At 68.8% G+C, this 23,089-nt stretch carries 21 protein-coding genes and 1 tRNA gene; 6 read left to right on the top strand and 16 right to left on the bottom strand.

Annotation, left to right across the window (positions count from 1 at the left end):
• Window positions 1-35 precede the first annotated feature (35 nt).
• The 8 genes from AXZ95_RS14440 to dnaK are packed head-to-tail and all read right to left on the bottom strand — an operon-like array spanning window position 36 to window position 8,778.
• A complete protein-coding gene (locus AXZ95_RS14440) occupies window positions 36-1,703 on the bottom strand; it encodes a cyclic nucleotide-binding domain-containing thioredoxin-disulfide reductase (RefSeq protein WP_018192092.1) in 1,668 nt (555 codons plus the stop codon).
• The gene (locus AXZ95_RS14435; protein ID WP_018192093.1) at window positions 1,697-1,963 is read right to left on the bottom strand and encodes a UBP-type zinc finger domain-containing protein; all 267 of its coding nucleotides are present in this window, start codon (window positions 1,961-1,963) and stop codon (window positions 1,697-1,699) included. Before AXZ95_RS14435 ends, AXZ95_RS14440 begins: the two co-directional genes overlap by 7 nt.
• Window positions 1,960-2,451: a thioredoxin gene (trxA, locus tag AXZ95_RS14430; RefSeq protein ID WP_018192094.1), complete on the bottom strand. Its 492-nt coding sequence runs from the start codon at window positions 2,449-2,451 to the stop codon at window positions 1,960-1,962. The genes AXZ95_RS14435 and trxA overlap by 4 nt, the downstream gene beginning before the upstream one ends.
• The gene (gene clpB / locus AXZ95_RS14425) at window positions 2,448-5,099 is read right to left on the bottom strand and encodes an ATP-dependent chaperone ClpB (protein ID WP_018192095.1); all 2,652 of its coding nucleotides are present in this window, start codon (window positions 5,097-5,099) and stop codon (window positions 2,448-2,450) included. Before clpB ends, trxA begins: the two co-directional genes overlap by 4 nt.
• Entirely contained in the window at window positions 5,090-5,407 is a 318-nt protein-coding gene (locus tag AXZ95_RS14420) for a chaperone modulator CbpM (protein ID WP_018192096.1), read from the bottom strand. Before AXZ95_RS14420 ends, clpB begins: the two co-directional genes overlap by 10 nt.
• Window positions 5,404-6,342 carry a DnaJ C-terminal domain-containing protein gene (locus tag AXZ95_RS14415; RefSeq protein WP_018192097.1) on the bottom strand — a complete coding sequence of 313 codons (939 nt, stop codon included), beginning with the start codon at window positions 6,340-6,342 and terminating at the stop codon, window positions 5,404-5,406. The genes AXZ95_RS14420 and AXZ95_RS14415 overlap by 4 nt, the downstream gene beginning before the upstream one ends.
• Window positions 6,343-6,346: 4 nt before the next feature.
• A complete protein-coding gene (locus AXZ95_RS14410; protein ID WP_018192098.1) occupies window positions 6,347-6,883 on the bottom strand; it encodes a nucleotide exchange factor GrpE in 537 nt (178 codons plus the stop codon).
• 14 nt (window positions 6,884-6,897) lie between these two features.
• A complete protein-coding gene (dnaK, locus tag AXZ95_RS14405) occupies window positions 6,898-8,778 on the bottom strand; it encodes a molecular chaperone DnaK (protein ID WP_018192099.1) in 1,881 nt (626 codons plus the stop codon).
• Window positions 8,779-8,955: 177 nt separating this feature from the next.
• On the opposite strand from dnaK, the gene AXZ95_RS14400 reads away from it, so the two are divergent.
• On the top strand, window positions 8,956-10,635 hold the full coding sequence (locus AXZ95_RS14400) for a PucR family transcriptional regulator (protein ID WP_018192100.1): 1,680 nt from the start codon (window positions 8,956-8,958) through the stop codon (window positions 10,633-10,635).
• 1 nt (window position 10,636) lies between these two features.
• Here AXZ95_RS14400 and AXZ95_RS14395 read toward each other — a convergent pair whose 3' ends face one another.
• Complete coding sequence (locus tag AXZ95_RS14395; protein ID WP_018192101.1) at window positions 10,637-13,300, bottom strand: hypothetical protein; 2,664 nt, start codon at window positions 13,298-13,300, stop codon at window positions 10,637-10,639.
• Between the two features lie 81 nt (window positions 13,301-13,381).
• Here AXZ95_RS14395 and AXZ95_RS14390 point away from each other — a divergent pair, with 81 nt between their 5' ends.
• Window positions 13,382-13,603, top strand: a complete 222-nt coding sequence (locus AXZ95_RS14390; protein ID WP_026307286.1) for a CsbD family protein — start codon at window positions 13,382-13,384, stop codon at window positions 13,601-13,603.
• Window positions 13,604-13,627: 24 nt separating this feature from the next.
• Here AXZ95_RS14390 and AXZ95_RS14385 read toward each other — a convergent pair whose 3' ends face one another.
• Window positions 13,628-13,969, bottom strand: coding sequence for a hypothetical protein (locus AXZ95_RS14385; protein ID WP_018192103.1), 342 nt, complete (start codon window positions 13,967-13,969; stop codon window positions 13,628-13,630).
• 72 nt (window positions 13,970-14,041) lie between these two features.
• Window positions 14,042-14,440, bottom strand: a complete 399-nt coding sequence (locus AXZ95_RS14380; RefSeq protein ID WP_018192104.1) for a hypothetical protein — start codon at window positions 14,438-14,440, stop codon at window positions 14,042-14,044.
• Between the two features lie 309 nt (window positions 14,441-14,749).
• Here AXZ95_RS14380 and AXZ95_RS14375 point away from each other — a divergent pair, with 309 nt between their 5' ends.
• A complete protein-coding gene (locus tag AXZ95_RS14375) occupies window positions 14,750-15,217 on the top strand; it encodes a hemerythrin domain-containing protein (RefSeq protein ID WP_026307287.1) in 468 nt (155 codons plus the stop codon).
• 59 nt (window positions 15,218-15,276) lie between these two features.
• Here AXZ95_RS14375 and AXZ95_RS14370 read toward each other — a convergent pair.
• Window positions 15,277-15,366: transfer RNA gene (locus AXZ95_RS14370), tRNA-Ser, on the bottom strand.
• 88 nt (window positions 15,367-15,454) lie between these two features.
• On the opposite strand from AXZ95_RS14370, the gene AXZ95_RS14365 reads away from it, so the two are divergent.
• Window positions 15,455-16,246 carry an SGNH/GDSL hydrolase family protein gene (locus AXZ95_RS14365; protein ID WP_018192107.1) on the top strand — a complete coding sequence of 264 codons (792 nt, stop codon included), beginning with the start codon at window positions 15,455-15,457 and terminating at the stop codon, window positions 16,244-16,246.
• 36 nt (window positions 16,247-16,282) lie between these two features.
• Here AXZ95_RS14365 and AXZ95_RS14360 read toward each other — a convergent pair whose 3' ends face one another.
• Complete coding sequence (locus tag AXZ95_RS14360) at window positions 16,283-17,209, bottom strand: alpha/beta hydrolase (RefSeq protein WP_018192108.1); 927 nt, start codon at window positions 17,207-17,209, stop codon at window positions 16,283-16,285.
• A gap of 171 nt (window positions 17,210-17,380) precedes the next feature.
• Here AXZ95_RS14360 and radA point away from each other — a divergent pair, with 171 nt between their 5' ends.
• Together radA and AXZ95_RS14350 are read left to right on the top strand one after the other, a co-directional pair.
• A complete protein-coding gene (gene radA / locus AXZ95_RS14355; protein ID WP_018192109.1) occupies window positions 17,381-18,745 on the top strand; it encodes a DNA repair protein RadA in 1,365 nt (454 codons plus the stop codon).
• A 70-nt stretch (window positions 18,746-18,815) separates the two neighbouring features.
• A complete protein-coding gene (locus AXZ95_RS14350) occupies window positions 18,816-19,166 on the top strand; it encodes a YciI family protein (RefSeq protein ID WP_018192110.1) in 351 nt (116 codons plus the stop codon).
• A gap of 10 nt (window positions 19,167-19,176) precedes the next feature.
• Here the strand turns inward: AXZ95_RS14350 and AXZ95_RS14345 are convergent, their stop codons facing one another.
• The 3 genes from AXZ95_RS14345 to AXZ95_RS14335 all read right to left on the bottom strand — a co-directional run bounded on the left by AXZ95_RS14345 (window position 19,177) and on the right by AXZ95_RS14335 (window position 23,056).
• A complete protein-coding gene (locus AXZ95_RS14345; protein ID WP_018192111.1) occupies window positions 19,177-19,812 on the bottom strand; it encodes a hypothetical protein in 636 nt (211 codons plus the stop codon).
• Between the two features lie 96 nt (window positions 19,813-19,908).
• Window positions 19,909-20,427 carry an amino-acid N-acetyltransferase gene (locus tag AXZ95_RS14340; RefSeq protein ID WP_018192112.1) on the bottom strand — a complete coding sequence of 173 codons (519 nt, stop codon included), beginning with the start codon at window positions 20,425-20,427 and terminating at the stop codon, window positions 19,909-19,911.
• 106 nt (window positions 20,428-20,533) lie between these two features.
• A complete protein-coding gene (locus AXZ95_RS14335) occupies window positions 20,534-23,056 on the bottom strand; it encodes an ATP-dependent Clp protease ATP-binding subunit (protein WP_018192113.1) in 2,523 nt (840 codons plus the stop codon).
• Between the last annotated feature and the right edge of the window lie 33 nt (window positions 23,057-23,089).

Below are 23,089 nucleotides of genomic sequence, written 5' to 3'. Positions count from 1 at the left end.
CCGGCGTCCCAGCGGCCCCCGGATCCTCGGCAGCATCAGTGCCGCGAGCCTCCCGTTGCGAGGTAGTCGTGCACCATCTTCACGACGCTCGCGCCTTCGCCGACCGCCGCGGACATCCGCTTGACCGAGCCGCTGCGCACGTCGCCCACGGCGAAGACGCCCGGCACCGAGGTCTCGAAGCGCTGAGTCCGAGAATCGATGGCACCCGACCGCGCTCCGGTGAGGAGGAACCCGCGCTCATCGCGGTCGATGTCGGGACCGAGCCACGCGGTGGCGGGGATCGCCCCGATGAAGACGAACAGGTGCGCCGTGGCCAGTTCTTCGCGTGCGCCGGACCGCCTGTTCTCCACGGTGACGGATTCGAGACGGTTCCCTCCGGCGGCTTCCACGACTTCGGATTGCAGGTGCACGGTGATCCTCGGGTGATCCTCGACCTGGACGACCAGGTACCGTGACATGTCGTGGCGGAGGTCCGCTCCGCGCACGACGAGGTGGACGCGAGAGGCGCTTCGAGCGAGGAAGACGGCCGCCTGCCCGGCCGAGTTGCCGCCGCCCACCACGACGACCGGATCGGTTCCGCATTCGCGCGCCTCATTGATCGTCGCCGCATAGTAGACGCTCGTGTATTCGAAGCGATCCAGGTTCTTCGCCCCGAGGCGGCGGTACTCCATCCCGGACGAGACGACGACGGCGCGAGGGGAGATCGTCGTCCCGTCGGAGAACCGGATCGTGAGCGCGCCGCCGGCGGAGTCGAGGCCCCGTGCGTCGGCCGGCGCAAAGACGGTCGCTCCGAATTTCACCGCCTGAAGACGAGCGAGCTCGGCGAGTTCCGCCCCCGATATCCCCGCGGGGAATCCGAGATAGTTCTCGATCCGCGCGGATCGAGCGGCCTGCCCGCCCGTGGCGATGGCATCGGAGAGAACGACCGACAGCCCGTCCGAGGCGGCATACACCGCCGCGGCCAGACCCGCCGGCCCGGCGCCCACGATGAGCAGGTCGCAGGTCGGCCGGGGTCGGGTGCTTCCGATGCCGAGCGCCTTCGAGACCTCCACGATGGACGGGTTGCGCAGGATCCGCGAGCCGGCGACGATGACGACGGGCAGATCCGCGATGTCGAGGCGAAGCCTCTGTACGATGATCTCCGCCGTCTGGTCGGCGTCCAGGTCGACCAGACGATGCGGTATCCGGTTGAGAGCGGCGAAGTCGAGCAACCGACGCGTCTCCGGCGAGAAACGCGAACCGACGATGCGAAGCCCCGCACCGGACCCGATCGCCATCGACCGCCGGATGAGGTACGCGCGGAGAATGAGGTCGCCGAGCACAGGGTCGCTGGTGACGATCCGCTCCAGCGCCGGAATCGGCACGGCGAGCACCGTGCCGTCCTCGAGTGCGGTGATCGTGGCGAACGAGGGCTGCCCCTCCAGCAGCCCGATGTCGCCGACGAAGCGCCCCGGTCCGTGGACCTCGGCCCGCACATCCTCCCGGTCCAGGGCCACATCGTCGACGATGACCCGCCCCTCGACCACAGCGAAGAACGAGCCGGGCGGCTCACCCGCCCGCGCGAGCACCTGCCCCGCCGAGACATGCTCTCTCACGCCATGCTCGCTCAGCGCCTGCAGTTGCGGCCCGGTGAGCCGGGGGTACGCTCCGAAAGCGTCCGGGGTCTCCTCCTCCGACACGTCGGGATGAGGGCCGCTCACCACACGTAGTCCTCGTCGAAGTAGCACCATCGCCAGCTCTCGCCCGGTTCGAGCGAGCGGACGATCGGATGCGTGTCGTGCAGCGCGTGAGCGCGCGCATGCCTCATCGGCGAGGAGTCGCAGCAGCCGACCTTGCCGCACGTCAGGCACAGCCGGAGGTGCACCCAGGGCGTGCCCAGCGCCAGGCAGTCCTCGCACGCTCCCGGTGTTCGCGGAGCCACAGGACGGATGTAGGCGATGTGGGGATCCCGGCGATCGCTCATGGCTCACCTCCTCCCTCGCCGGCGCGGGCACTCCTCCGTGCCCGGCGGCGCTGCGTCATCGCATCGTCGAACCACCGGCGCAGGACGGCGACAGGTGCCGCCCCCGCCTGGCGGGCGATGACCTCCCCGTGATCCAGGATCATGAGGGTCGGCACGGCCTGCACCGAGAAGCGCGACGACAGCCGTGGCGCCCGGTCGACATCCACCTTGACGAGCTTCACCTCGCCTGCCCGTTCGGCGGCGAGCTCCTCGAGCACAGGGCTGACCATCCGGCACGGGCCGCACCACGTCGCCCACATGTCGACGATCACCGGCAGGTCGGCGTCTTCGGCGACGCCTGCGAACGTGTCGTCGAGAGCATCGGCGATCCACGGGAGCGGCTTGTGGCAGTTCCCGCACCGAGGGCTCCCGCTCGCGACGGCGGGGACGCGGTTCTTGCGCCCGCAGTTCGGGCAGCGGATGACTCTGGTCGCGTCGGCGGTGGTCATACCGCGGCCTCGGCTTCCGCTTCGGACTCCGTCGACGACCCGACAGCGTCGACGACGATGTCACCGTCACGGACGTCGATACGCACCGTCGAGCCGTCCTGGACCGCACCCGAGAGCAGTGCGCGCCCCAAACGCGTCTCGATGTCGTGCGAGATGTATCGGCGCAGCGGTCTCGCGCCGTACAGCGGATCGTAGCCGCGCTCCGCGATCAGCCGTCGCGCCTCCGGCGTGACCTCGAGCGTGATCTGGCGTTCCGCCAGCCGGCGCGACAGGTCGCCCATCAGCAGATCGACGATCGACTCGATCTGGTCCAGGCCGAGCGGCGCGAAGATGACGATGTCGTCGACCCGGTTGAGGAACTCCGGCCGGAAGCGGCCGCGCAACTCCGCGAGCACCAGGTCTTTGACGTCCTGGGGGATGCCGCCCTCGCTGTCCCGGGAGCCCGTCAGCAGGTGCTCGGCCCCGATGTTGGAGGTCATGATCACGATGGTGTTGCGGAAATCGACCGTCCGCCCCTGGCTGTCGGTGATGCGCCCGTCGTCGAGCACCTGCAGCAAGGTGTTGAACACATCCGGATGCGCCTTCTCGATCTCGTCGAAGAGGACGACGCAATACGGCCGGCGACGCACGGCTTCCGTGAGCTGGCCGCCCTCGTCATAGCCGACATATCCTGGAGGGGCGCCCACCAGCCTGCTGACCGTGTGCCGCTCCTGGTACTCGCTCATATCGAGCCGGATCATGGCGGACTCACTGTCGAACAGAGAGCTGGCCAGCGCTTTGGCGAGTTCCGTCTTGCCGACGCCGGTCGGCCCCAGGAAGATGAACGAGCCGATGGGACGCCGGGGGTCGCGGATGCCGGACCGTGCGCGGATGATGGCGTCCGAGACCAGTCTCACGGCCTCCTCCTGGCCGACGACACGCTCATGGAGCACCTCGTCGAGCTTCAGCACCTTCGCGCGCTCCCCCTCCTGGAGCCGAGCGACGGGGATGCCGGTCCAGGCGGCGACGATCTCGGCGATCTCCTCCTCGGTCACCACTTCGCGCAACAGCCGCTGCCGGCCCTGCTTCGCCTGAAGCCGCTGCTCTTCGGCGGAAAGCTGCCGCTCGAGTTCGGCGAGCCGGCCGTAACGTAGCTCGGCCGCGCGGTTGAGGTCGTACCGGCGCTCGGCGTCTTCGGCCTCGCGACGTACCTGCTCCAGTTCGCTGCGAAGCTCCTGTACCTTGCGGATGGCCTGACGCTCCGCCTCCCACTGGGCACGTTTCGCGTTCGCCTCCGCTTGCAGGTCGGCGAGTTCGCGTCGCAGCTCATCCAGGCGGATCCGGCTGGGCGTGTCCTTCTCCTTCTCCAGCGCGGCCTCCTCGATCTCGAGCCGGGTCACACGCCGGGTGAGCTCATCGAGGTCGGCCGGCATCGAGTCGATCTCCGTTCGCAGCCGGGCGCAGGCCTCGTCGACGAGGTCGATGGCCTTGTCGGGCAGGAACCGGTCGGTGATGTAGCGGTGCGAGAGGGTCGCCGCGGCGACGAGCGCGTTGTCCTGGATCCGCACTCCGTGGAAGACCTCCAGGCGTTCGCGCAGCCCGCGGAGAATCGAGATGGCGTCTTCGACACTCGGCTCATCGACCAGAACGGTCTGGAACCGTCTTTCGAGAGCGGCATCCTTCTCGATGTGCTGCCGGTACTCGTCCAGGGTGGTCGCGCCGATGAGGTGGAGCTCGCCGCGGGCGAGCATGGGCTTCAGCATGTTTCCCGCGTCCATCGCGCCTTCGGTGGCTCCGGCACCGACGAGGGTGTGGAGCTCGTCGATGAACAGGAGGATGCGCCCCTCGGCGGCCACGACCTCGGCCAGGACGGCTTTCATCCGCTCTTCGAACTCGCCGCGGTATTTCGCGCCGGCGACGAGTGCCGCGAGATCGAGCTGAAAGACCGTCTTGTCGCGGAGTCCTTCTGGGACGTCGGTGTTGACGATCCGCTGCGCCAGTCCCTCCACGATCGCCGTCTTACCGACACCCGGCTCTCCGATGAGCACCGGGTTGTTCTTCGACTTGCGCGACAGGATCTGGATGACCCGGCGGATCTCGGTGTCCCGTCCGATGACCGGGTCGAGCCGGCCGGCGCGCGCGTCGGCCACCAGGTCGCGGCCGTACTTCTCCAGCGCTTCGTAGGTCTGCTCGGGAGTAGCAGAGTTCACGTGCTGGTTGCCGCGAACGGCGGTCAGCGCGCTGAGGAAGCTCTCCCGGGTCACGCCATTGCTCTGCAGCAGGCGTGCGGCCGCACTGCCGCTGGGGTCATCGGCGAGCGCCAGCAGCAGATGCTCGACCGAGACGTAGGAGTCCTTCAGCCGGTTCGCCTCCCGCTCCGCCCGGTCCAGGGTCACCGCGAGGGACTTGGAGAGGAACACCTGGCCGGGCGTCGCACCGGGGCCGGTGGTGCTGGGCTTGCGCTCGATCGAACGCTGCACCTCGGTGAGGAGGACGCTCAGGTCGACACCGGCTGCTTCGAGCAGGCGTGGGATCAGACCGCCTTCCTGCGTGAGCAGCGCGAGCAGGAGATGCTCGTTCTCGGTCTCCGTCTGCCCGTTGCGGCTCGCGATGCTCTGCGCCTCCTGCAGGGCCTCCTGCGACTTCTGGGTGAGCTTGTTCATGTCCATGGCGGAGTCTCCTTTCCGGAGCGGATCACCGATCGCCGTCCCTCGAGCACGTCGATCCGACCGAGGAGGTCGACGACGAGGGCGATGGCGGCGTAGTTGAGCGACAGGTCGGCGTGCAGCCGGACGACGCGTCGTACCTGTTCCGGCGCGTCGGGCGCGAACCACAGCCGACCCGACCCGTCGGCTCGGGCGGGGACCAGCCCGAGTTCGTAGAACCGCCTCACCAGGTCGGGATGGACGCCGGCGGCGATCGCAACCATCCCGAGGTCCAGACGGGGTGGGATCACCGGAAGGAACGGGGAACTCATGATGACGACCTCGGATCGAAGGAGGATTCGCGCTTCAACTGCTCGAACAGTTCGCGTTCGCGGTCGTTGAGCCGTGGCGGCACCATGATCTTGACCCTCGCGAACAGGTCGCCCGGCTTCCCTCCGGGCTGAGGCATGCCTTGGCCCTTCAGCCGCAGCCGTCGGCCGCTCGACGAGCCGGCCGGAACACGGACGGTGATGGGGCCTCCCGGGGCGCGGGTGGAGACGTTCGCCCCGAGCGCGGCCTCCCAGGGGGAGATCGGCAGGTCCATCTCGATGTTCTTGCCGTCGAGGCGGAGGCGCTTGTCGGATCTGACCCTCACCGTGATGACCAGGTCTCCGGCCCCGCCGTCCTGCCTTCCTGATCGTCCACCGCCGGATACCCGGATGCGCTGGCCGTCGAGGGTGCCCGGCGGGATCTGGATCTCGAACGTCTGGCGATCGCCGTCCGGCCCGGACAGGATGATCGTCCGCGGGCCGCCGCGGAAGGCCTCGTCGACGCTCAGTTCGAGCTCGGCCTCGGAGTCCATCCCGCGCATCGACCCGAAGACGTCGCCGAACAGGTCGTCCCAGTCCACTGACGCGCCGCCCGGGCCGGCTCCCGCCTGCGCGCTCGACCAGCTGAACCCTGATGCCCCCGGCCGGGCCCTGGTGCTGCCTCCGCCGCGTGCACCACCGGCGCCCTGCGAGGCGTACTCGCGCTCCGCCCCCGCGTAGTGGCGGAAGTCCGGTCCGAACCGGTCGTACTGGGCCCGCGACTCGGGGTCGCTGAGCACGTGATAGGCCTCGCTGATCTGCTTGAACCTGTCCTCGGCGCCCGGCTGCTTGTTGACGTCCGGATGGTACGTGCGCGCCAGCTTGCGGTAGGCCCGCTGGATCTCCTTGGCGTCGGCCGACCGCGGGACGCCGAGGAGCTGGTAGTAGTCGTCGGCCACGGCGTCACTCCCGCGCTGCGGTGACGACCACGCCGGCGGGCCGCAGCAGTCGTTCGGGAGCGCCGAATCCGAGTCGGGTGACGGCCACCACTGTCCGCGGCGGGAGGTCTTCGCTGTCGATGACCGACACGACCTCGTGGATGCGCGGGTCGAACGGCACGTCGACCGCATCGATGCGCGGGTAGCCGAGACGCTCGAGGGCGACGACCGCCTGTTCGCGGATCGACTCGATGCCTTCGGCGAGCGGATCGCTCACCTGCTTCGCGTAGCTGACCGCATCCGACAGCCCGTCCACGACGGGGAGGAAGACGGACGCGGCGCGAGCGCGCTCGGCGTCGCGGGCCACGGCGAGTTCGCGGGCGGCTCGCTTACGGGTGTTGTCCAGATCCGCGGCCGCGCGGCGCCACCGATCGTCGAGCTCCGCGAGGCGAGCATCCCGTTCGTCCTTGGGCTCCAGGGGCGGACTGTCCGCCTCGTCGGGCCGGCCGGCAGCCGCGAGCTCCGCGTCGCCCTCTGCGCTGCGCGCATCCGAGGTCTCCATCTCCGCGGGGCCCTTCAGTTCCGATCGAAGTCGGCGTCGACGACGTCGTCGTCGCTGTCGTCGGTTTCGGCTGCGCCGCCGGACGAGGACGTTCCCTGGGGCGGTCGGGCGACGGACAGGGCGGCGTCCATCTGCTGCAGTTCGCTCGTCAACTCTCGCGCTTCGGACGCGCGGACCTCGCGCCCGACGGCGTCCCTCGCCTTCCCGATCAGCATCTCGGCGCGCGACCGCTCGTGCGCCGGAACCGCCTCGCCGTGCTCCGCGAGGGCCCGTTCGACCCGGTATGCGGCAGCATCCAACTCGTTCCGGGCGTCGATGTCTTCGCGCAACTGCTGATCCTCCGCACGGTGCTCCTCAGCTTCGCGGACCATCCGCTCGATCTCGGCCTGGTCGAGCGTCGTGGTGCCGCTGATCGTGATGCCCTGCTCCGCTCCAGTGTCCTTGTCACGGGCGGTGACGTTGAGGATGCCGTTCGCATCGATGTCGAACGTGACCTCGATCTGGGGCTCGCCGCGGGGAGCGGGCCGGATGCCGGTGAGCTGGAACCGACCGAGGACGCGGTTGTCCGCTGCGCGCTCGCGCTCGCCCTGGAGCACCACGATCTCGACCGAGTCCTGGTCGTCTTGGGCGGTGGAGAACACCTCGCTCCGGCGGGCGGGGATCGTGGTGTTGCGTTCGATGATCGTCGTCATCACCCCACCACGCGTTTCGACCCCGAGCGAGAGCGGCGTCACGTCGAGCAGGAGGACGTCGCTGACCTCCCCCTTCAAGACTCCCGCCTGGATGGCCGCGCCGATGGCGACGACCTCGTCCGGGTTCACGGTCATGTTGGGGTCCTTGCCCCCGGTGAGCCGCTTGACCAGGTTCTGCACCGCGGGAATCCTCGTCGAACCGCCGACGAGGATGACTTCGTCGATGTCGTTCTCGGTGACCTTCGCGTCCTCCATCGCCTGACGCACGGGGCCGAGGCAGCGCTCGACCAGATCGGCGGTGATGTTGTCGAACGTGGCGCGCTTGAGCGTGGTCGTCAGATGCTTCGGACCTGCGGCGTCCGCCGTGATGAACGGCAGGCTGACCTGTGTCTGGCTCACCGTGCTGAGTTCGACCTTCGCCTTCTCGGCCGCCTCGAACAGTCGCTGGAGCGCCTGGGGGTCCTGCCGGAGATCGATGCCGTTCTCCTTCTGGAACTCGTCCGCGAGGTAGTCGACGATGCGGCGGTCGAAGTCGTCTCCGCCGAGGTGCGTGTCACCCGCCGTCGACCGCACCTCCACGACGCCGTCCCCGACATCGAGCAGGCTCACGTCGAAGGTGCCGCCGCCGAGGTCGAAGACCAGAACGGTCTCGTGCTCCTTCTTATCCAGCCCGTACGCGAGCGCCGCCGCCGTCGGCTCGTTGATGATGCGGAGCACATCCAGACCGGCGATGCGCCCGGCATCCTTCGTCGCCGTGCGCTGGGCATCGTTGAAGTACGCCGGGACCGTGATGACAGCTTCCGTCACCTTCTCGCCGAGGAACTTCCCGGCATCGTCGGCCAGCTTGCGCAGGACGAGCGCGCTGATCTCCTCCGGCGCATACAGTTTGCCCCGCACGTTGAACCTGGCTTCGCCGTTCGGACCGGCCGCAATGTCGAATCCGACCGCTTTGGCCTCTTCTTGGATCTCGTCGAAGGAGCGCCCGATGAAGCGCTTGGCCGAGGAGATCGTGCCTTTGGGGTTCAGGATCGCCTGCCGCCGGGCGAGCTGCCCGACGAGTCGCTCACCGGTGTCGGTGAACGCGACGACAGACGGAGTCGTGCGGGCTCCTTCCGCGTTCGGGATGACTTTCGCCTCGCCTCCCTCCCATACCGCGATCACCGAGTTGGTGGTGCCGAGGTCGATGCCGACTGCTTTGGCCATGGAACGCTCCTTGTTCGTGGTGCCGGCGGGTCACGCGCCCGCGCACGCCGCACCCGATCGCGAGTGTGGGCCGCCGGGTGCCCGTTCTCTTCGGCCCGCGAGGGCGAAAGAAACCCGGGCGACTGCACTGCCGGGTCGAACCGATGAGGGTACCGTTAGGGCCGCGGAGTTCACACCATGAACGCATCCAACGATCCGGACCACCTCGCACACCTCGATCCCGACCCCGAGGTGCGGCCTGGGTTGTACGACATCTTCAGGACGGGCTCCCGGATGTTCGAGCATCCGTCCACTCGCGAGACGCTTCGCCTCGCCGAGGCGTCGGCGAGGGGCATCGCCGGGTGCACCGTTCCCGCGGTGTTCGTCGCGCCGCAGGGGCATCTCGTCCGATACTCGGGCAAGGAGGACCGCCGGCTCGACCTGCTCGTGGAGGCGCGAGCAGGAGTCAGCGGCGTTCTCACCCCCGCGGACGATGACGCGTGGCGCTACGCGCTCTTCTTCCGCGGGACAGGGAAGGTGAAGGGAGCCTTCGTGCTCCAGGCGACGGCGGAGCCGTCGAGTGCGGAGATGTTCCTCCTCCTCGCGTTGGCGGAGCCGACCGGAGCCGCGTTGGCGGCGGCGGAGCTGATCGCCCGTGAGCGCCGCCAGGCCCGCGAGCTACGCCGGCTCGGCAAGGCGCAAGTGGCCTTCAACCGCACGATGGCCGCCACGATCGTCCAGTTGAACGCACAGCAGCAGATCCGCGACGCGATCGTCTCGGCCGCGGGGTCGGGGAAGGGCGAGGCGCAGATCGTCGAGACGGTGAGCGACATCACGCAGCGATCGACCGTCTTGCAGGACTCCTTCGGCAACGAACTGGCGCTCGCCGACATCACCGACTCGTCTGACTCCTCCGCGATGTTCGTGAGCGCCGGAAATCTCTCAGCAGGCGGGCGCTCGGACACCGGCTGGCGATCGACGCCGATCCGCTCGCGCGGGGAGACCCTCGGTTTCATGGGCATCTACGACCCGGAGAACAGCCGGAGCGACGACGACCGATTCGCCGTCGAGTACGCGAGTGCGACCATCGCGGTCGAACTCGCTCATCGCCGGAACCTCGCCGAGGTCGAGCTGCGGCTCGGCCGGGACCTGGCGGAGGACCTCGTCGCCGGCGCCAGGGTCGGGGACGCCCTCGCGCGAGCCGAAGCGCTCCACTACGACCTCGGCGGCTTCCAGCGGGTGGTGCTTGTCGCCTGGGAGACTCCCACGCCCAACGGGGTCGAGGTCAGCGCCGCGGTCCGCTACGCGCTCGCCTCCATGCACGCGCCCGCCCTGATCTCACGGCGGCCGGAGGCGACGCTCGCGGTGGTCGCAGACGGCCACGACCTCTCGAGTCTCTACGAGAGGGTCTCCGCCGCGCTCACCAGCGTGCGGGGCACGATCGGCATCGGCGGACGGTGCGCCGCCCACGACCTCCCTCGCTCGTTCGCCGAGGCGGCTCGCGCCATGCGCATCCGGACGGAATCCCGGCAGCCGCTCGGCCTCTCCAATCACGATGACCTCGGTCTGCTCCGCATTCTCGACACCTCGAACGACGGGGCCAGGCTGGAGCGCTACGTCGACGAATGGCTCGGACCCCTCATCACGCACGATCGGCAGCATCACTCCGACCTCGTCCGCACCCTCGCCGTCTACCTCGACTCCGGTGGCAACTACGACCGGGCCTCGTCGGCCCTCATCATCCACCGGAGCACGCTCCGCTATCGCCTCAGCCGGATCCGCCAAGTGAGCGGCCGCGATATCAACGACCCCGAATCCCGGCTGAATCTGCACATCGCCATCCGCGCACGGACGGCACTGCGCGACAACCTCCGCTGACTCAGCGACCGCGCTCGAGACGGAAGACGCGCGGAGCCTCCCCGGGCCAGACCGAGAAACGCTCACCGAGCTCCACGCGGACCTGGGACCCGTCGAGGTCGCGAACGTCGTCGTGCACGCCGAGCGCCAGCGACGTCCCCTCCACAGGCGAAAGCCCGTCTCTCTGCTCGGGCCCGCGGTGGCAGCGAAGCGTCGTCCGCCGATCGAAGAGGATCGCCCCCTCCTCGATGGCGCCTGTCTCGATGAGGCGGACGCGATCCAGCTCCTCCGTGAAGGCCGCCGGATATCCGCGAACCGCTTCTGCGAGTCCGTCATCGGCCGTGAGCAGGACGAAGTGCTCGGCCTCTGCTCGAAGGATCTCCACCACCGCGGGCAGCGAGGACGCTGAGGGATCGACCCGGGTGCCCTCCACCGCCGCGAGCGCGGTGACGAGTTGCCGATCTTCGGCCTCCGTGAATGCGCTGGCGATCATTCCGGCCAGCGATTCGATGTGGTCGGGGCTGTCGGAGACAGCGGTATCGACGAAATAGTGACGGGCGACGCGGAAGTTCATACCGAGGATCTGCTCGGACTCGTCGGCAGCTCCCTGCGCCTCCGGCCGATCGGAGAGGGCGTCCGAGAGGCGCTCCCGTTCGTCGAGGACCCGGCGGAGGCCCACGGCGAGCGCCTCGATCCGCGCCGACGACAACGGTTGGCGAGCGAGGCGCTCAGGCTCCCCGGCATCCCATTCGCCGATCTCCTCCTCGAGCCTCTGTTTGAGGTGGCCTTCCTCCGCCCCGGTCGCGTGAGTGGCGTCCGGGATCAAGCGGAGCAGACGCTCGTACTCGGAAGCCGTCTCGTCGTCCGCTGCGTCCGGCAGGGCTCCGGACGCGCCGAGGAGCGCCGACAGCTGAGCGCGATCGAGGAAGCCCGGCAGTCGCGAACCCTCCGTGGAACCCGTCACCCTGCTCTCGGTCTCCCAGCTGTCCCATCGGCTGAAGGGCGTGCCCCTGTCGATCACATCTCGCGCCGCGAAGATATCGCGCCAGGAGCCGTCGGGAAGCAATGTCGTCTCGAGACCGGGGTCGGCCGGATAGCGGTGGTCCTTCGTGTCGGCGAGGTACCGGAGCCACGCAGATAGGACGAGGAGCCCCGCCCGGACCTCGGTGCGGGCGGAGCCCTCCTCATCCACCGCGAACAGTCGCCGGAGCTCATCCGCCGCGACCGTGGCGTCCTCCGGCCGCTCGGCGTCGAGCGCGAGCTTGACCAGCTCGACCATCGCCCAGACCCCGTGCGACCGCAGGAGATCGGGCTCGTCCGCCGCACGGGACTTCACCGCGAGATCGCGGATGCGAGTGACGATGCGACGCGGCATCCCGTCGAATTCCGGTCCACCTTGGCGGAGGATGTCGGACCACTGCCTCGTGAAACTGCGGAGGCATTCGTCGACGTACTCGGACGATCCCGTGGCCGGCGCTTCCAGAGCCCGAACCGTCGCCGCGTCTATGAGGACATGGGCCACCTGCGGCGACAGCACGACGTCCTGTTCAACCTCTCGCAGACTCCGGCTGAGCCCACTTCCCCGGATCGACGATTCCTTTCGAGACAGCTCGATGTGATCGGATTGCGCCACCCACACTCCTCGAACCACATGTCCGAGAACGTCGAGGGCGCGCTCTGCTGTGGCCAGCGCCCCAGAGCGCAGGTTGGTCCCGATCGCATCCTTCAGCGTGGCGATCTCGTGTTCGGTCTCCTCATACGGTGTGACCGCGCCCGGTGGCTCCAGCTCGATGCTCGACTGCAGCAGTCGGACGATCCGGCCCGCTGTTGCCGCCTCGACGGGCGATGCGGTGATCACCCGGAACGCCGTGTCCCCGAGCCGCGTGCGCTCCCCCGGGTTGATGTCGAGCACGATTCGGGGCGGGACGTACTCCTCAGCATTACTGCGAACGTCCGATCGACGGTGACGGGCCGGGATGCCGAGCGACGCGATCGCCTGCCGGACGACCTTGGCTCTGATGCCTTTGACAACGCGCCCGGCGTCGGGCACCGGCACCTCGAGCGTCGAGACAGATTCTGGAGATGTGCGCACGATCGAATCCGGTGCCAGGAGTTCGTCCAGCCCCTTCGTCGCGCCCGAATACCGTTGCGCCATCAGGTCGAGGCGATCCGAGAGCGTCTCGACCAGCGACGACCGCACCACCTCATCGAGCCGCGAAGGCTGGCCGAAGAGCCGGGTGAGCCGAGACGTCGACACCAGAAGCAGCACGGCGGTGGCGACGAACCACGCGAACGCGATCACAACGCCTGTCGCGCTCGGCAGCCAGATGGCCTCGAGGGCCATGACGATGTTCGCCGCCAGGCCCACGCCGACGAACCATCCCGCCCCGATATACGCCAGAACCCGTCCTCGAGACGCCCCGATCGCAAGGGGAGCCTCCGCGAAGAGTTGCGCCGCGATCGCCAGCCCCGCGAATCCGACCGACAGGAACGTCGTCTGCACCTGCCAGATCGCCACATCCGATCCCGCCGTGGGGCGAAGGTGCTGGCGAACCCACAACGGGTCACCGGCATAGTGCGCGACGCCGATGAGCACGGCAGCGACCAGGACGCCACCCACCGAGATGATGACCTCGCGCCGCCTGACCTCGGCGGGTGCCGGCGGAGCGCGATGTTTTTCGGACATGACGCGACACTACTCACTCGCCCGAATCCGCGTACGGTGACCGGCAACCACAGAGCAGAACGGATCGACGAGGAGGACATCATGGGCATCGACGACAAGGTCGACGCGAAGGGCGACAAGCTGAAGGGCAAGGTCGACGAGGTCATCGGCAAGGTCACCGACGACGAGTCTCGCGTGGTGAAAGGCAAGATGGAGCAGGCGGAGGGGAGCGTGAAGGACACGGTCGCCGACGTGAAAGCCCACCTGAAGGACAGCGCCGAGAAGTCGGACGACGATCACCGGGACGACGCGGACACGCTCTAGGGCGGCGATTCGAACCCGCCCGGATCAGCTGGACCGCAGCAGCCGCGCCAGCGCCAGCCCGGCCGCTGACACCAGCGGAGCCGATGCGATCACCAGCGCGACCGGATTCGGGCGGAACGTCGGCCCGTGGGGCCCGCCGATGTAGGCGCCGATCGGTATCGCGTAGCCGCCTCCACCGCCGCCGCTTCCCTCGCCTCGCATGGCGCTGTTCGGATCGTCACCAGACCCCTCCCCGCCTCCGAATCCGAAGACGACGATCGCGACGGGGAGGATGTCGTGTCCGTCGAGCGTGGTCTTCTCGCCGTACGCGAGCCGCGCGCCCCAGGAGGGCACGTAGTCAGCCAGTCTCTCGATGAGGTTCGTCATGGCTTGACGGTACGCGCGTCGGTTGCTCGCGACCAGAGGTAGTCCCTCCGACGCCGGCGGGACGCCCTCATCTCACGCGTCGCGCCCCCGCTTGAACTTCTCCGCCAGTCGCTTGGCTATGCCCGCGGTCTCGTCCTCCACGCGTTGTGCCAGCTGTTGAAGCCTGCGCAGCGAACGGATGGCCGGCGCCTTCCGGTGGCTCGACTCTTCACTCGTCTCCTCCAGCGGCACGACGAACTCCTCGTCGGCCACCGTGACGACGTAGGCGGAGTCGTCCCCGTTCAGGGTGATGGCCACGGGCACAGCCGCCCCTGTGTCCGGGTCGACGGAGACCGCATTGATCGAGATGTCGACGTGCGGTCCGTCGTCCGTCGCGACGATGTCGACTTCGGCGAGCGGGCCCCCTTCGATCGCAAGGACGAAGTCGTCCTGCGCGGGTGTCCTGTCCTCTTCGTCCGTCTCTGTGGCCATGATGACTCCTTCGTTGCGTCGGTTGATATCGCTGCACGCTATGCGGCGCCCTGACCAGGAACTACGTCCTGTCCGGCCCAAAGACGTGCCGCGACTTCACCTGCGAGGACGGGCAGGCACCCTCGCAGCCGCTTCTGCCCGTCCCGAGGGTCGCTGTCGACAACGCGGCGGTTCGGCTTCGTCATCCAGGGCACTCCCGGCGCCCCCCTACAATCGTTGTAGCGTCGCGTGCCGGTGGCAGTCTGTGCCAGGCATGGAGGCGTCGGACCCAAGGACTGTCGATGATTTCATCACTCCTTTCCCCCTCGCGTGACTGACCGCGAGACGACCAGGCTCATCGTCTGGAGCAGCGAACTACGACGCGTTCACCGACGCCTCCGCGAAGCCGTGCGCGTCACGCAGGAGGCACTCAGCAGTGGCGGCGACGTCGAGCACGTCGGTCGCGACCTGCTCCTGTACTGCCACGGGTTCTGCGCTGCGCTCGACGGACACCACCGAGGCGAAGACCGGGCCCTCTTCCCGGCGATCGAGGAAGCCCACCCGGATCTGGCTCCCGTGCTTCGCGCGCTCGAACAGGACCACTCGATGATCTCGCATCTCCTCACAGAGCTGCGGGCAGCGCTCGCCGGCCCGGTCTCCACCGACGAGCTTGACCGCCACCTGGCCGGCATCACCGCGATCATGGAAAGCCACTTCCGTTACGAGGAACAGCAACTCCTCACGGTCCTCGAACGCCTCGAACTGGACGCCGCGGTGACCGACGTGCTCGGCCCATAATGACCGGCACGAGAAAACCCCCGGATCCCTTGTAAAAACCGGGATCGCGGGGGTCTTCGTGGCGGTACCGGTGGGATTTGAACCCACGGTGGGCTTTCACCCACACAACTTTTCGAGAGTTGCACCTTCGGCCGCTCGGACACGGTACCGCGGACTATCGTACGCGATTCCCGCGGTCGTCTCCAATCGGGCGGAGTGGGCATCGCGGGGTCAGCGGTCCGGGGTACTGTTCCGTCCATGAAAGCTCTCCGTCGCATCCTCGCGGCCGCGGCCGGACTGGTGGCCGGGGCCGTTCTCACCGCCGTCGGGTGGCAGCGTGTCCAGGCGAAGCGTGCCGCCGTCGCCGAAGGGCGGGTGCGGCTCAACGAGATGCTGCCCATCCACTCGAAGTGGTGGCGGGATGCCGCGAAAGACCCGGGCGAGTTGCTCTACGTGGCCATCGGCGACAGTGCCGCCCAGGGGATCGGCGCCTCCGCCCCGAAGAACAGCTACGTCGGTGTGATCGCCGACCACCTGCGTGCCGTCACGGGTCGGTCTGTGCGGATCGTCAACCTCTCGGTCTCCGGCGCGACGGTCGCCCTGGCCGTTGCCGACCAGCTGCCGCGCTTCGCGAGCCTCGAGCCCGACATCGTCACGGTGTCGATCGGCGCCAACGACATCGCGGCATTCGATCCGGATCGGTTCCGCGAGGGGATGCGCGCAGTGTTCGCCGCGCTGCCGCCGCACGCGATCGTGGCCGACCTGCCCTACTTCTATCTGCCCTGGAACGAGCGGCTTGTCGCCGAGGGCAACCGCATCCTGCGCGAGGAGGCCTCCGCCCGCGGACTCACGGTGGTCCCTCTCCACGCGACCATGCGGCGGCAGGGGTTGCGTGGAGCGTTCACCCAGTTCGCCGAAGATCTCTTCCATCCCAACGACCACGGCTACCGCGTGTGGGCGTCCGCGTTCCTCCCGGCGGTCACCGCCCGCGCCCGCGAGCTGTACCCGCGCCACGGCGAGACCGAGCAGCAGGAAGCCCTCAGCGCCTGACCCCCGGCACGCCGCCGACGCCCGGCACGCCGCAGCTCAGTGCGTCACGTGTGCAGGGGCGACGTGCGAGAGGATGCGTCCCCATGTCGGGACGATGGCCAGATGCCCCGCTCCCGGCACCATCTCCATACGCGCGTCGGGCAGCGACCGCTGGTACCAGGCCGCATGCGCGTGTCCGGTCAGCGCATCGGCCTGGCCGGCGATCACGAGCGTCTTCGCGGTGACGTCCGCGAGGTCGAAGCCCCAGGGACGGGCGGTGTAGCTCAGGATGTCGCCGGCGACGCCGCGCGGACCCTGGCGGTACGCGTCGATCAGCATCCGGCCCAGTCGGTCGCGGACTCCTGGGCGCGCCAGCGCCTGCTCGTCCACGGCGCCGATGCCGAGCGCGTCCAGCGGCACCTCCGCCGGCTCGGCGGCCGTTGCGACGGCGTCGGCCTGAGGCTGGAGCATGGCGGACAGGCGGCTCATCGCCTCGTCGGGCGTGAGTGTGGCGAGCTGGTCGGACATCTGCTGCAGCTTCGGGTCGATCCAGGGAACTGCTTCATTCGGAGCGGGCGTCCCGACGATCGCGACCCGGTCGACGAGCTGGGGATGACGCGCCGCGAACGCGAGCGCGACCCGCCCGCCGGCCGACCAGCCCACCACGCCGACCGTGCGCGGGCGGGTGACGCCGATCACCGACTCGGCGACGACGACGGAGCGCACGTACTCGGCGATGTCGTCGGCGGCCTGGACGATGCTGGGCCAGCTCCCGAACGGCCACCGATCGCTCGATCCGTAGCCGGGCCTGTCGAGCGCGACGATGTGCGCGCGGCGCTCGGCCGACGCGTCCGGATCCGGATCGAACACGGACGACCCCGGGGCGGGGTGGCAGAAGATCACGAGCCGCTCGGCGTCGGAGTCGCCGAAGCCGGTCAGCCCGAGCACGCGGCCGGAGCGGAGGGAGAACGTACGATCAGCCATGCGGCCCATTGTGCACGCGAGCACCGACACGCAGAAGGGGCAGTGGACGGTCGGCTCGCATCGACGGATGTGCTCACACCCGCCCCGACCTCCGACTTGTCCACGGCCTCCGCGATCCTCCCTCCGATGACGGTGGCTCACCGTAGTGTTGACCCCGATCGAGGAGGTGCCGTGCCGAAGGCGTCTGTCAACTACCGCTGCTCCGACTGCGGGTGGACCACAGCCAAGTGGGTGGGCCGCTGCCCGGAGTGCCAGGCGTGGGGCACGGTGGCCGAGACGGCCCAGGCGACCGGCGTGCTCCGCGCCCTGAAGCCCGTGACCATCGCCGCCGGCCGCGAAGCGCGGGCGATCACCGACATCGCGCCCGTCGACGGCGCGAACCGCCGGCCGAGCGGCATCGGGGAGTTCGATCGCGTGCTCGGCGGCGGCATCGTCCCCGGGGCGGCCATCCTGCTGAGCGGCGAGCCCGGCGTCGGCAAGTCCACCCTGCTGCTCGAGGTCGCCTCCCGCGCCGCACGAGCCCGCAACCGTGTGCTGTACGTCAGCGCCGAGGAGTCGGTGAGCCAGGTGCGGATGCGCGCCGAGCGCACCGGAGCCGTCCACGACGAGCTCTACCTCGCGTCCGAGACCGATCTGTCCACGATCGTGGCGCAGATCGACGCCGTCGACCCCACACTCGTCATCGTCGACTCGGTCCAGACCGTGTCCAGCAGCTCGGCCGAAGGCATCGCGGGTGGGCCCAGCCAGGTGCGCGAGGTCGCCAGCGCGCTGATCCGCATCGCGAAAGAACGCGATCTCCCCATCCTCATCGTCGGTCACGTGACGAAAGACGGCTCGATCGCCGGTCCGCGCCTGCTCGAGCACCTGGTAGATGTGGTCTGCCAGTTCGAGGGCGACCGTCAGACGGCGCTCCGCTTCATCCGCGCGCTCAAGAACCGGTTCGGGCCCACCGACGAGGTCGGCTGCTTCGAGATGGCCGGCGACGGCATCGCAGAGGTCACCGATCCCAGCGGCCTCTTCCTCAGCCGGAACACGACCCCGGTCTCTGGCACCTGCGTCACCGTCGCGATGGAAGGGCGCAGACCGCTCCCCGTCGAGGTCCAGGCGCTCGTCGTCGGCACCACGGCGCCCAACCCGCGCCGGGTCACCAATGGGGTGGATGCGTCCCGCGTCGCCATGCTCCTGGCCGTCCTCGAGCGCCGCGCCGGCATCCGGCTGGGCGACAAAGACGTCTACGTGTCCACGGTCGGAGGAGTCCGCCTGACCGAGCCGGGCGCCGACCTGGCCATCGCGCTCGCCATCGCCTCGGCGGCGACCGAACGCGCGATCCCCCACACGCTCGCAGCCTTCGGCGAGATCAGCCTGGCCGGCGAGATCCGACCGGTCGTGAGCGGCAAACAGCGTACGGCCGAGGCCGCACGCCTCGGCTTCACGACGCGCGTGGACGACCGCAGCGCCACCGTCCGCGAGGCGCTCCGCCTCGCGTTCATGGCCGCCAGCACCGATCGGGAGCGCGAACTCGACGCGGCGTTCTGAACGCCGGTCGAAATCGCGCGCCGCCGAACGACGTCCTGGTGACGACATCCGTCATACGGAAGGAACGACCATGCCGCAGTACGCCATCCTCATCTACTCCGACCCGACCGCCGAGCACGACGCCGCCGAACTCGCCGAGCACGACGCCCACTCCGCCGACCTCATCCAGTCCGGTGCGCTCACGGCTGCCTACGCCCTCGCCCCGCACACGGCGGCACGCGCCGTCCGAGGCGACGGCATCACCGACGGTCCCTACACCGAGAGCAAAGAGCTGATCGCCGGCATCGGCATCATCGACGCTCCCGACCTCGACGCCGCACTCGCTATCGCGCGCCGCAACCCGGCCACGCGACACGGATCAGGCGTCGAAGTGCGCGAGATCGAAGGCTCCTACGTGCGCGAGGCCGACACCACCGACTGAACGGCCCGACCTACTGCAGGATGAACTGCTTGGTCTCCGAGCTCTTGACGCCCGAGACGGTCGTCTCCAGGTGGTACGAGGCTCCGCCGGCAGGCACCTGCTCGCGGCTCGCCTGACAGGTCGACGGGTCAGAGCGCGTGCGGTCCCAGGTGATCGGCGCCTTCGATGAGATCGTCTTCGCCGGCTCCAGCAGCACCTCCGCATCCACCTTGTCGGTCTGGCAGTCCGTCGACTTCCAGTACACCTCCGAGCCGCTGGTGATCGTGAACACCTGCTGCGCCGTGCCGGCGTCGATCGTGCACGCCTTCGAACCCGTGTTGGTCAGCGCGACCGACAACTGCGGGAGCTCGCCCGCGGCATAGACGTCCTTGTCGGTCACGGCCTCCACCTTCACGTCGCCCGGCTTGCACGGCTGGCCGTCGGCCGTCGCACTGGAGGTCGGGATGCTCGTCGCCACCGCGGCCGGAGTCCCGGTGCTCCCCGGCGCGGGCTTCTTGTCCGCGGGCTCCCCGTTGGACGCGCCCGGGCGCACGACGATCAGGACGATGATGACGACGACGGCGATCACGCCGAGGAGGACGATGAGCCTGCGGCGCCAGTAGACGCCGCTGGGCTGGGGGCCGACCGGGTTCTTGAACGTCGACATGCCCGCACTATAGCCAGCGCCCGACGGCGCGACGGGCAGGCGCGCCCGAGGTTCCGTGAGCGTTCAGCGAGCCCCGCCGACGCCGGATGCGGCGGCTCAGAGCCGCTTCAGCATCCGCGTGTTGCCGAGGGTGTTCGGCTTCACCCGCGCCAGGTCCAGGAACTCCGCGACGCCCTCGTCATTGGAGCGCACCAGCTCGGCATACAGCTGCGGGTCGACCGTCGACTCCCCCATGTCCTCGAACCCATTGCGCCCGAAGAAGTCGACCTCGAACGTCAGGCAGAACAGCCGGTCGAGGCCCAGCTCGCGCGCATCCGACTCCAGCCGCCTGAGCAGCGCCCTGCCGACGCCGCGGCCGAGCCATTCGTCGGCGACCGCGAGAGTGCGCACCTCCCCGAGGTCGCTCCACATCACGTGCAGTGCACCGCAGCCGATCAGGCGGCCGTCGGCGTCTTCCGCCACCCGGAACTCCTGCACCGACTCGTAGAACGTGACGGTCTCCTTGCCGAGAAGGATGCGTCGCTGCACCAGCGGTTCCACCAGTTCCTGGATGCGCTTGACGTCGCCCGTCCGCGCCCGCCGGATGCTGAACCCTGGACCGTTCTCACCGCTCACCGTTCCACCCTACCGAGCCCCGAGATGTCACACGGGCAGAGACGCCACAAGGGCCGGCCTCCGAAGAGGCCGGCCCTTGTCGTGGGTCACGCAGTCGCGACGACGATCACTCGTTCGCTGCGAGGTCCGGGGTCGCCGGGCCGGTGCCGATCGCGGCGGTGGCGTTGATGCCGGCCCCGATGGGCTCCTTGCGGGCGGTCGTCGTGAAGACGAACTCCCCGTCGGCGAAGTCGACGTGGACGTGGTCGCCCGCGTTCAGCTCGCCGTGCAGGATCCGCTCGCTCAGCCGGTCCTCGATCTCGTGCTGCACCGCGCGGCGGAGCGGACGGGCGCCGAGCGTCGGGTCGAAGCCGACCTCGATCAGCCGCTCCTTCGCCGGGACGGTCAGCTCGATGGTCATGTCGCGGTCGAGCAGACGGGTCGACAGCCGCTTGATGAACAGGTCGACGATCTGCAGGAGCTCGCTCTTGTCCAGCTGCGGGAAGACGATGATCTCGTCGACACGGTTCAGGAACTCGGGCTTGAAGTTCTTCTTCAGCTCCTCGTAGACCTTGCCGCGCATCCGGTCGTAGCCGGTCTGCGGGTCGCCCTCGATCTGGAACCCGACGGGGCCGCCGGAGATGTCCTTCGTGCCGAGGTTCGTGGTCATGATGATGACGGTGTTCTTGAAGTCGACCACGCGTCCCTGACCATCTGTCAGACGTCCCTCCTCCAGAATCTGGAGCAGCGAGTTGAAGATGTCGGGGTGCGCCTTCTCGATCTCGTCGAACAGCACGACGCTGAACGGCTTGCGGCGGACCTTCTCGGTGAGCTGTCCGCCCTCCTCAAATCCGACGAACCCGGGAGGGGCACCGAACAGACGGGAGACGGTGTGCTTCTCGCCGTACTCCGACATGTCGAGGGAGATCATGGCCGACTCGTCGTCGAACAGGAACTCGGCGAGCGCCTTGGCCAGCTCGGTCTTACCGACACCGGTGGGACCGGCGAAGATGAACGAGCCGGACGGACGCTTCGGGTCCTTGAGGCCGGCGCGGGTGCGGCGGATCGTCTTCGAAAGGGCCGCGATGGCCTCCTCCTGGCCGATGACGCGCTCGTGCAGCGCCTTCTCCATGTAGACGAGCCGGGCCGACTCCTCCTCGGTGAGCTTGAACACCGGGATGCCGGTCGCCTGGGCCAGCACCTCGGCGATGAGGCCCTCGTCGACCTCGGCCGTGGTCTTGACCTCGCCCGAACGCCACTGCTTCTCGAGGCGCAGCCGCTCGCCGAGGAGGTTCTTCTCCTCGTCGCGGAGGCTGGCGGCCTTCTCGAAGTCCTGGTCCTCGATCGCGCCCTCCTTCTGGGAGCGGACGGCGGCGATCTTGTCGTCGAACTCGCGCAGCTCCGGCGGAGCCGACAGGATCGACAGACGCAGGCGGGCGCCTGCCTCGTCGATCAGGTCGATGGCCTTGTCCGGGAGGAAGCGGTCCTGGATGTAGCGGTCGGCGAGGTTCGCCGCGGCCACGATCGCGCCGTCGGTGATGGACACCTTGTGGTGCGCCTCGTAGCGGTCGCGCAGACCCTTCAGGATGTTGATCGCGTGGGGCAGCGACGGCTCGGCCACCTGGATGGGCTGGAAGCGGCGCTCGAGCGCGGCATCCTTCTCGAAGTGCTTGCGGTACTCGTCGAGTGTGGTCGCACCGATGGTCTGCAGCTCACCGCGGGCCAGCAGCGGCTTGAGGATGCTGGCGGCGTCGATCGCGCCCTCCGCGGCACCTGCGCCGACGAGGGTGTGGATCTCGTCGATGAAGGTGATGATATCGCCGCGGGTGCGGATCTCCTTCGTGACCTTCTTCAGGCGCTCCTCGAAGTCACCGCGGTAGCGGGAACCGGCGATGAGCGAGCCGAGGTCGAGCGTGTAGAGCTGCTTGTCCTTCAGCGTCTCCGGCACGTCGCCGCGGACGATGGCCTGCGCGAGACCCTCGACGACGGCGGTCTTGCCGACGCCGGGCTCACCGATCAGCACCGGGTTGTTCTTCGAGCGGCGCGACAGGATCTGCATCACACGCTCGATCTCCTTCTCGCGCCCGATCACCGGGTCGAGCTTGTTGTCGCGCGCGGCCTGCGTGAGGTTGCGGCCGAACTGGTCGAGGATCTGGCTACCGGCCTGCGCGGTGTTCTGATCGTTGCCCCCGACCTGGACCTGCTCCTTGCCCTGGTAGCCGGAGAGGAGCTGGATGACCTGCTGACGCACTCGGTTGAGGTCGGCGCCGAGCTTCACGAGGACCTGGGCGGCGACGCCCTCTCCCTCGCGGATCAGGCCGAGCAGGATGTGCTCCGTGCCGATGTAGTTGTGGCCGAGCTGCAGCGCCTCGCGGAGGCTGAGCTCCAGCACCTTCTTGGCGCGCGGCGTGAACGGGATGTGCCCGGTCGGCTGCTGCTGGCCCTGGCCGATGATGTCCTGGACCTGCTCGCGGACCGCGTCCAGCGAGATGCCGAGCGACTCGAGCGCCTTGGCGGCGACGCCCTCACCCTCGTGGATCAGGCCGAGCAGGATGTGCTCCGTCCCGATGTAGTTGTGGTTCAGCATCTTGGCCTCTTCCTGGGCCAAGACGACGACACGGCGGGCGCGGTCGGTGAATCTCTCGAACATGTCTACTCCTCGTACGACACCGTTGCAGGTTCG

Source organism: Leifsonia sp. 115AMFTsu3.1, assembly GCF_004362795.1.
Taxonomy (GTDB): domain Bacteria; phylum Actinomycetota; class Actinomycetes; order Actinomycetales; family Microbacteriaceae; genus Leifsonia.
Note: the sequence above shows the minus strand (reverse complement) of the source record. Positions and strands in the feature narration are given on the sequence as shown.

What these genes read in the sequence shown, in the direction of transcription:
- AXZ95_RS14435 (WP_018192093.1), bottom strand. Translation starts at nt 1,963, where the DNA reads ATGAGCGATCGCCGGGATCCCCACATCGCCTACATCCGTCCTGTGGCT.
- trxA (WP_018192094.1), bottom strand. Translation starts at nt 2,451, where the DNA reads ATGACCACCGCCGACGCGACCAGAGTCATCCGCTGCCCGAACTGCGGG.
- clpB (WP_018192095.1), bottom strand. Translation starts at nt 5,099, where the DNA reads ATGGACATGAACAAGCTCACCCAGAAGTCGCAGGAGGCCCTGCAGGAG.
- AXZ95_RS14420 (WP_018192096.1), bottom strand. Translation starts at nt 5,407, where the DNA reads ATGAGTTCCCCGTTCCTTCCGGTGATCCCACCCCGTCTGGACCTCGGG.
- AXZ95_RS14410 (WP_018192098.1), bottom strand. Translation starts at nt 6,883, where the DNA reads ATGGAGACCTCGGATGCGCGCAGCGCAGAGGGCGACGCGGAGCTCGCG.
- dnaK (WP_018192099.1), bottom strand. Translation starts at nt 8,778, where the DNA reads ATGGCCAAAGCAGTCGGCATCGACCTCGGCACCACCAACTCGGTGATC.
- AXZ95_RS14400 (WP_018192100.1), top strand. Translation starts at nt 8,956, where the DNA reads ATGAACGCATCCAACGATCCGGACCACCTCGCACACCTCGATCCCGAC.
- AXZ95_RS14395 (WP_018192101.1), bottom strand. Translation starts at nt 13,300, where the DNA reads ATGTCCGAAAAACATCGCGCTCCGCCGGCACCCGCCGAGGTCAGGCGG.
- AXZ95_RS14390 (WP_026307286.1), top strand. Translation starts at nt 13,382, where the DNA reads ATGGGCATCGACGACAAGGTCGACGCGAAGGGCGACAAGCTGAAGGGC.
- AXZ95_RS14385 (WP_018192103.1), bottom strand. Translation starts at nt 13,969, where the DNA reads ATGACGAACCTCATCGAGAGACTGGCTGACTACGTGCCCTCCTGGGGC.
- AXZ95_RS14380 (WP_018192104.1), bottom strand. Translation starts at nt 14,440, where the DNA reads ATGGCCACAGAGACGGACGAAGAGGACAGGACACCCGCGCAGGACGAC.
- AXZ95_RS14365 (WP_018192107.1), top strand. Translation starts at nt 15,455, where the DNA reads ATGAAAGCTCTCCGTCGCATCCTCGCGGCCGCGGCCGGACTGGTGGCC.
- AXZ95_RS14360 (WP_018192108.1), bottom strand. Translation starts at nt 17,209, where the DNA reads ATGGCTGATCGTACGTTCTCCCTCCGCTCCGGCCGCGTGCTCGGGCTG.
- AXZ95_RS14350 (WP_018192110.1), top strand. Translation starts at nt 18,816, where the DNA reads ATGCCGCAGTACGCCATCCTCATCTACTCCGACCCGACCGCCGAGCAC.
- AXZ95_RS14345 (WP_018192111.1), bottom strand. Translation starts at nt 19,812, where the DNA reads ATGTCGACGTTCAAGAACCCGGTCGGCCCCCAGCCCAGCGGCGTCTAC.
- AXZ95_RS14335 (WP_018192113.1), bottom strand. Translation starts at nt 23,056, where the DNA reads ATGTTCGAGAGATTCACCGACCGCGCCCGCCGTGTCGTCGTCTTGGCC.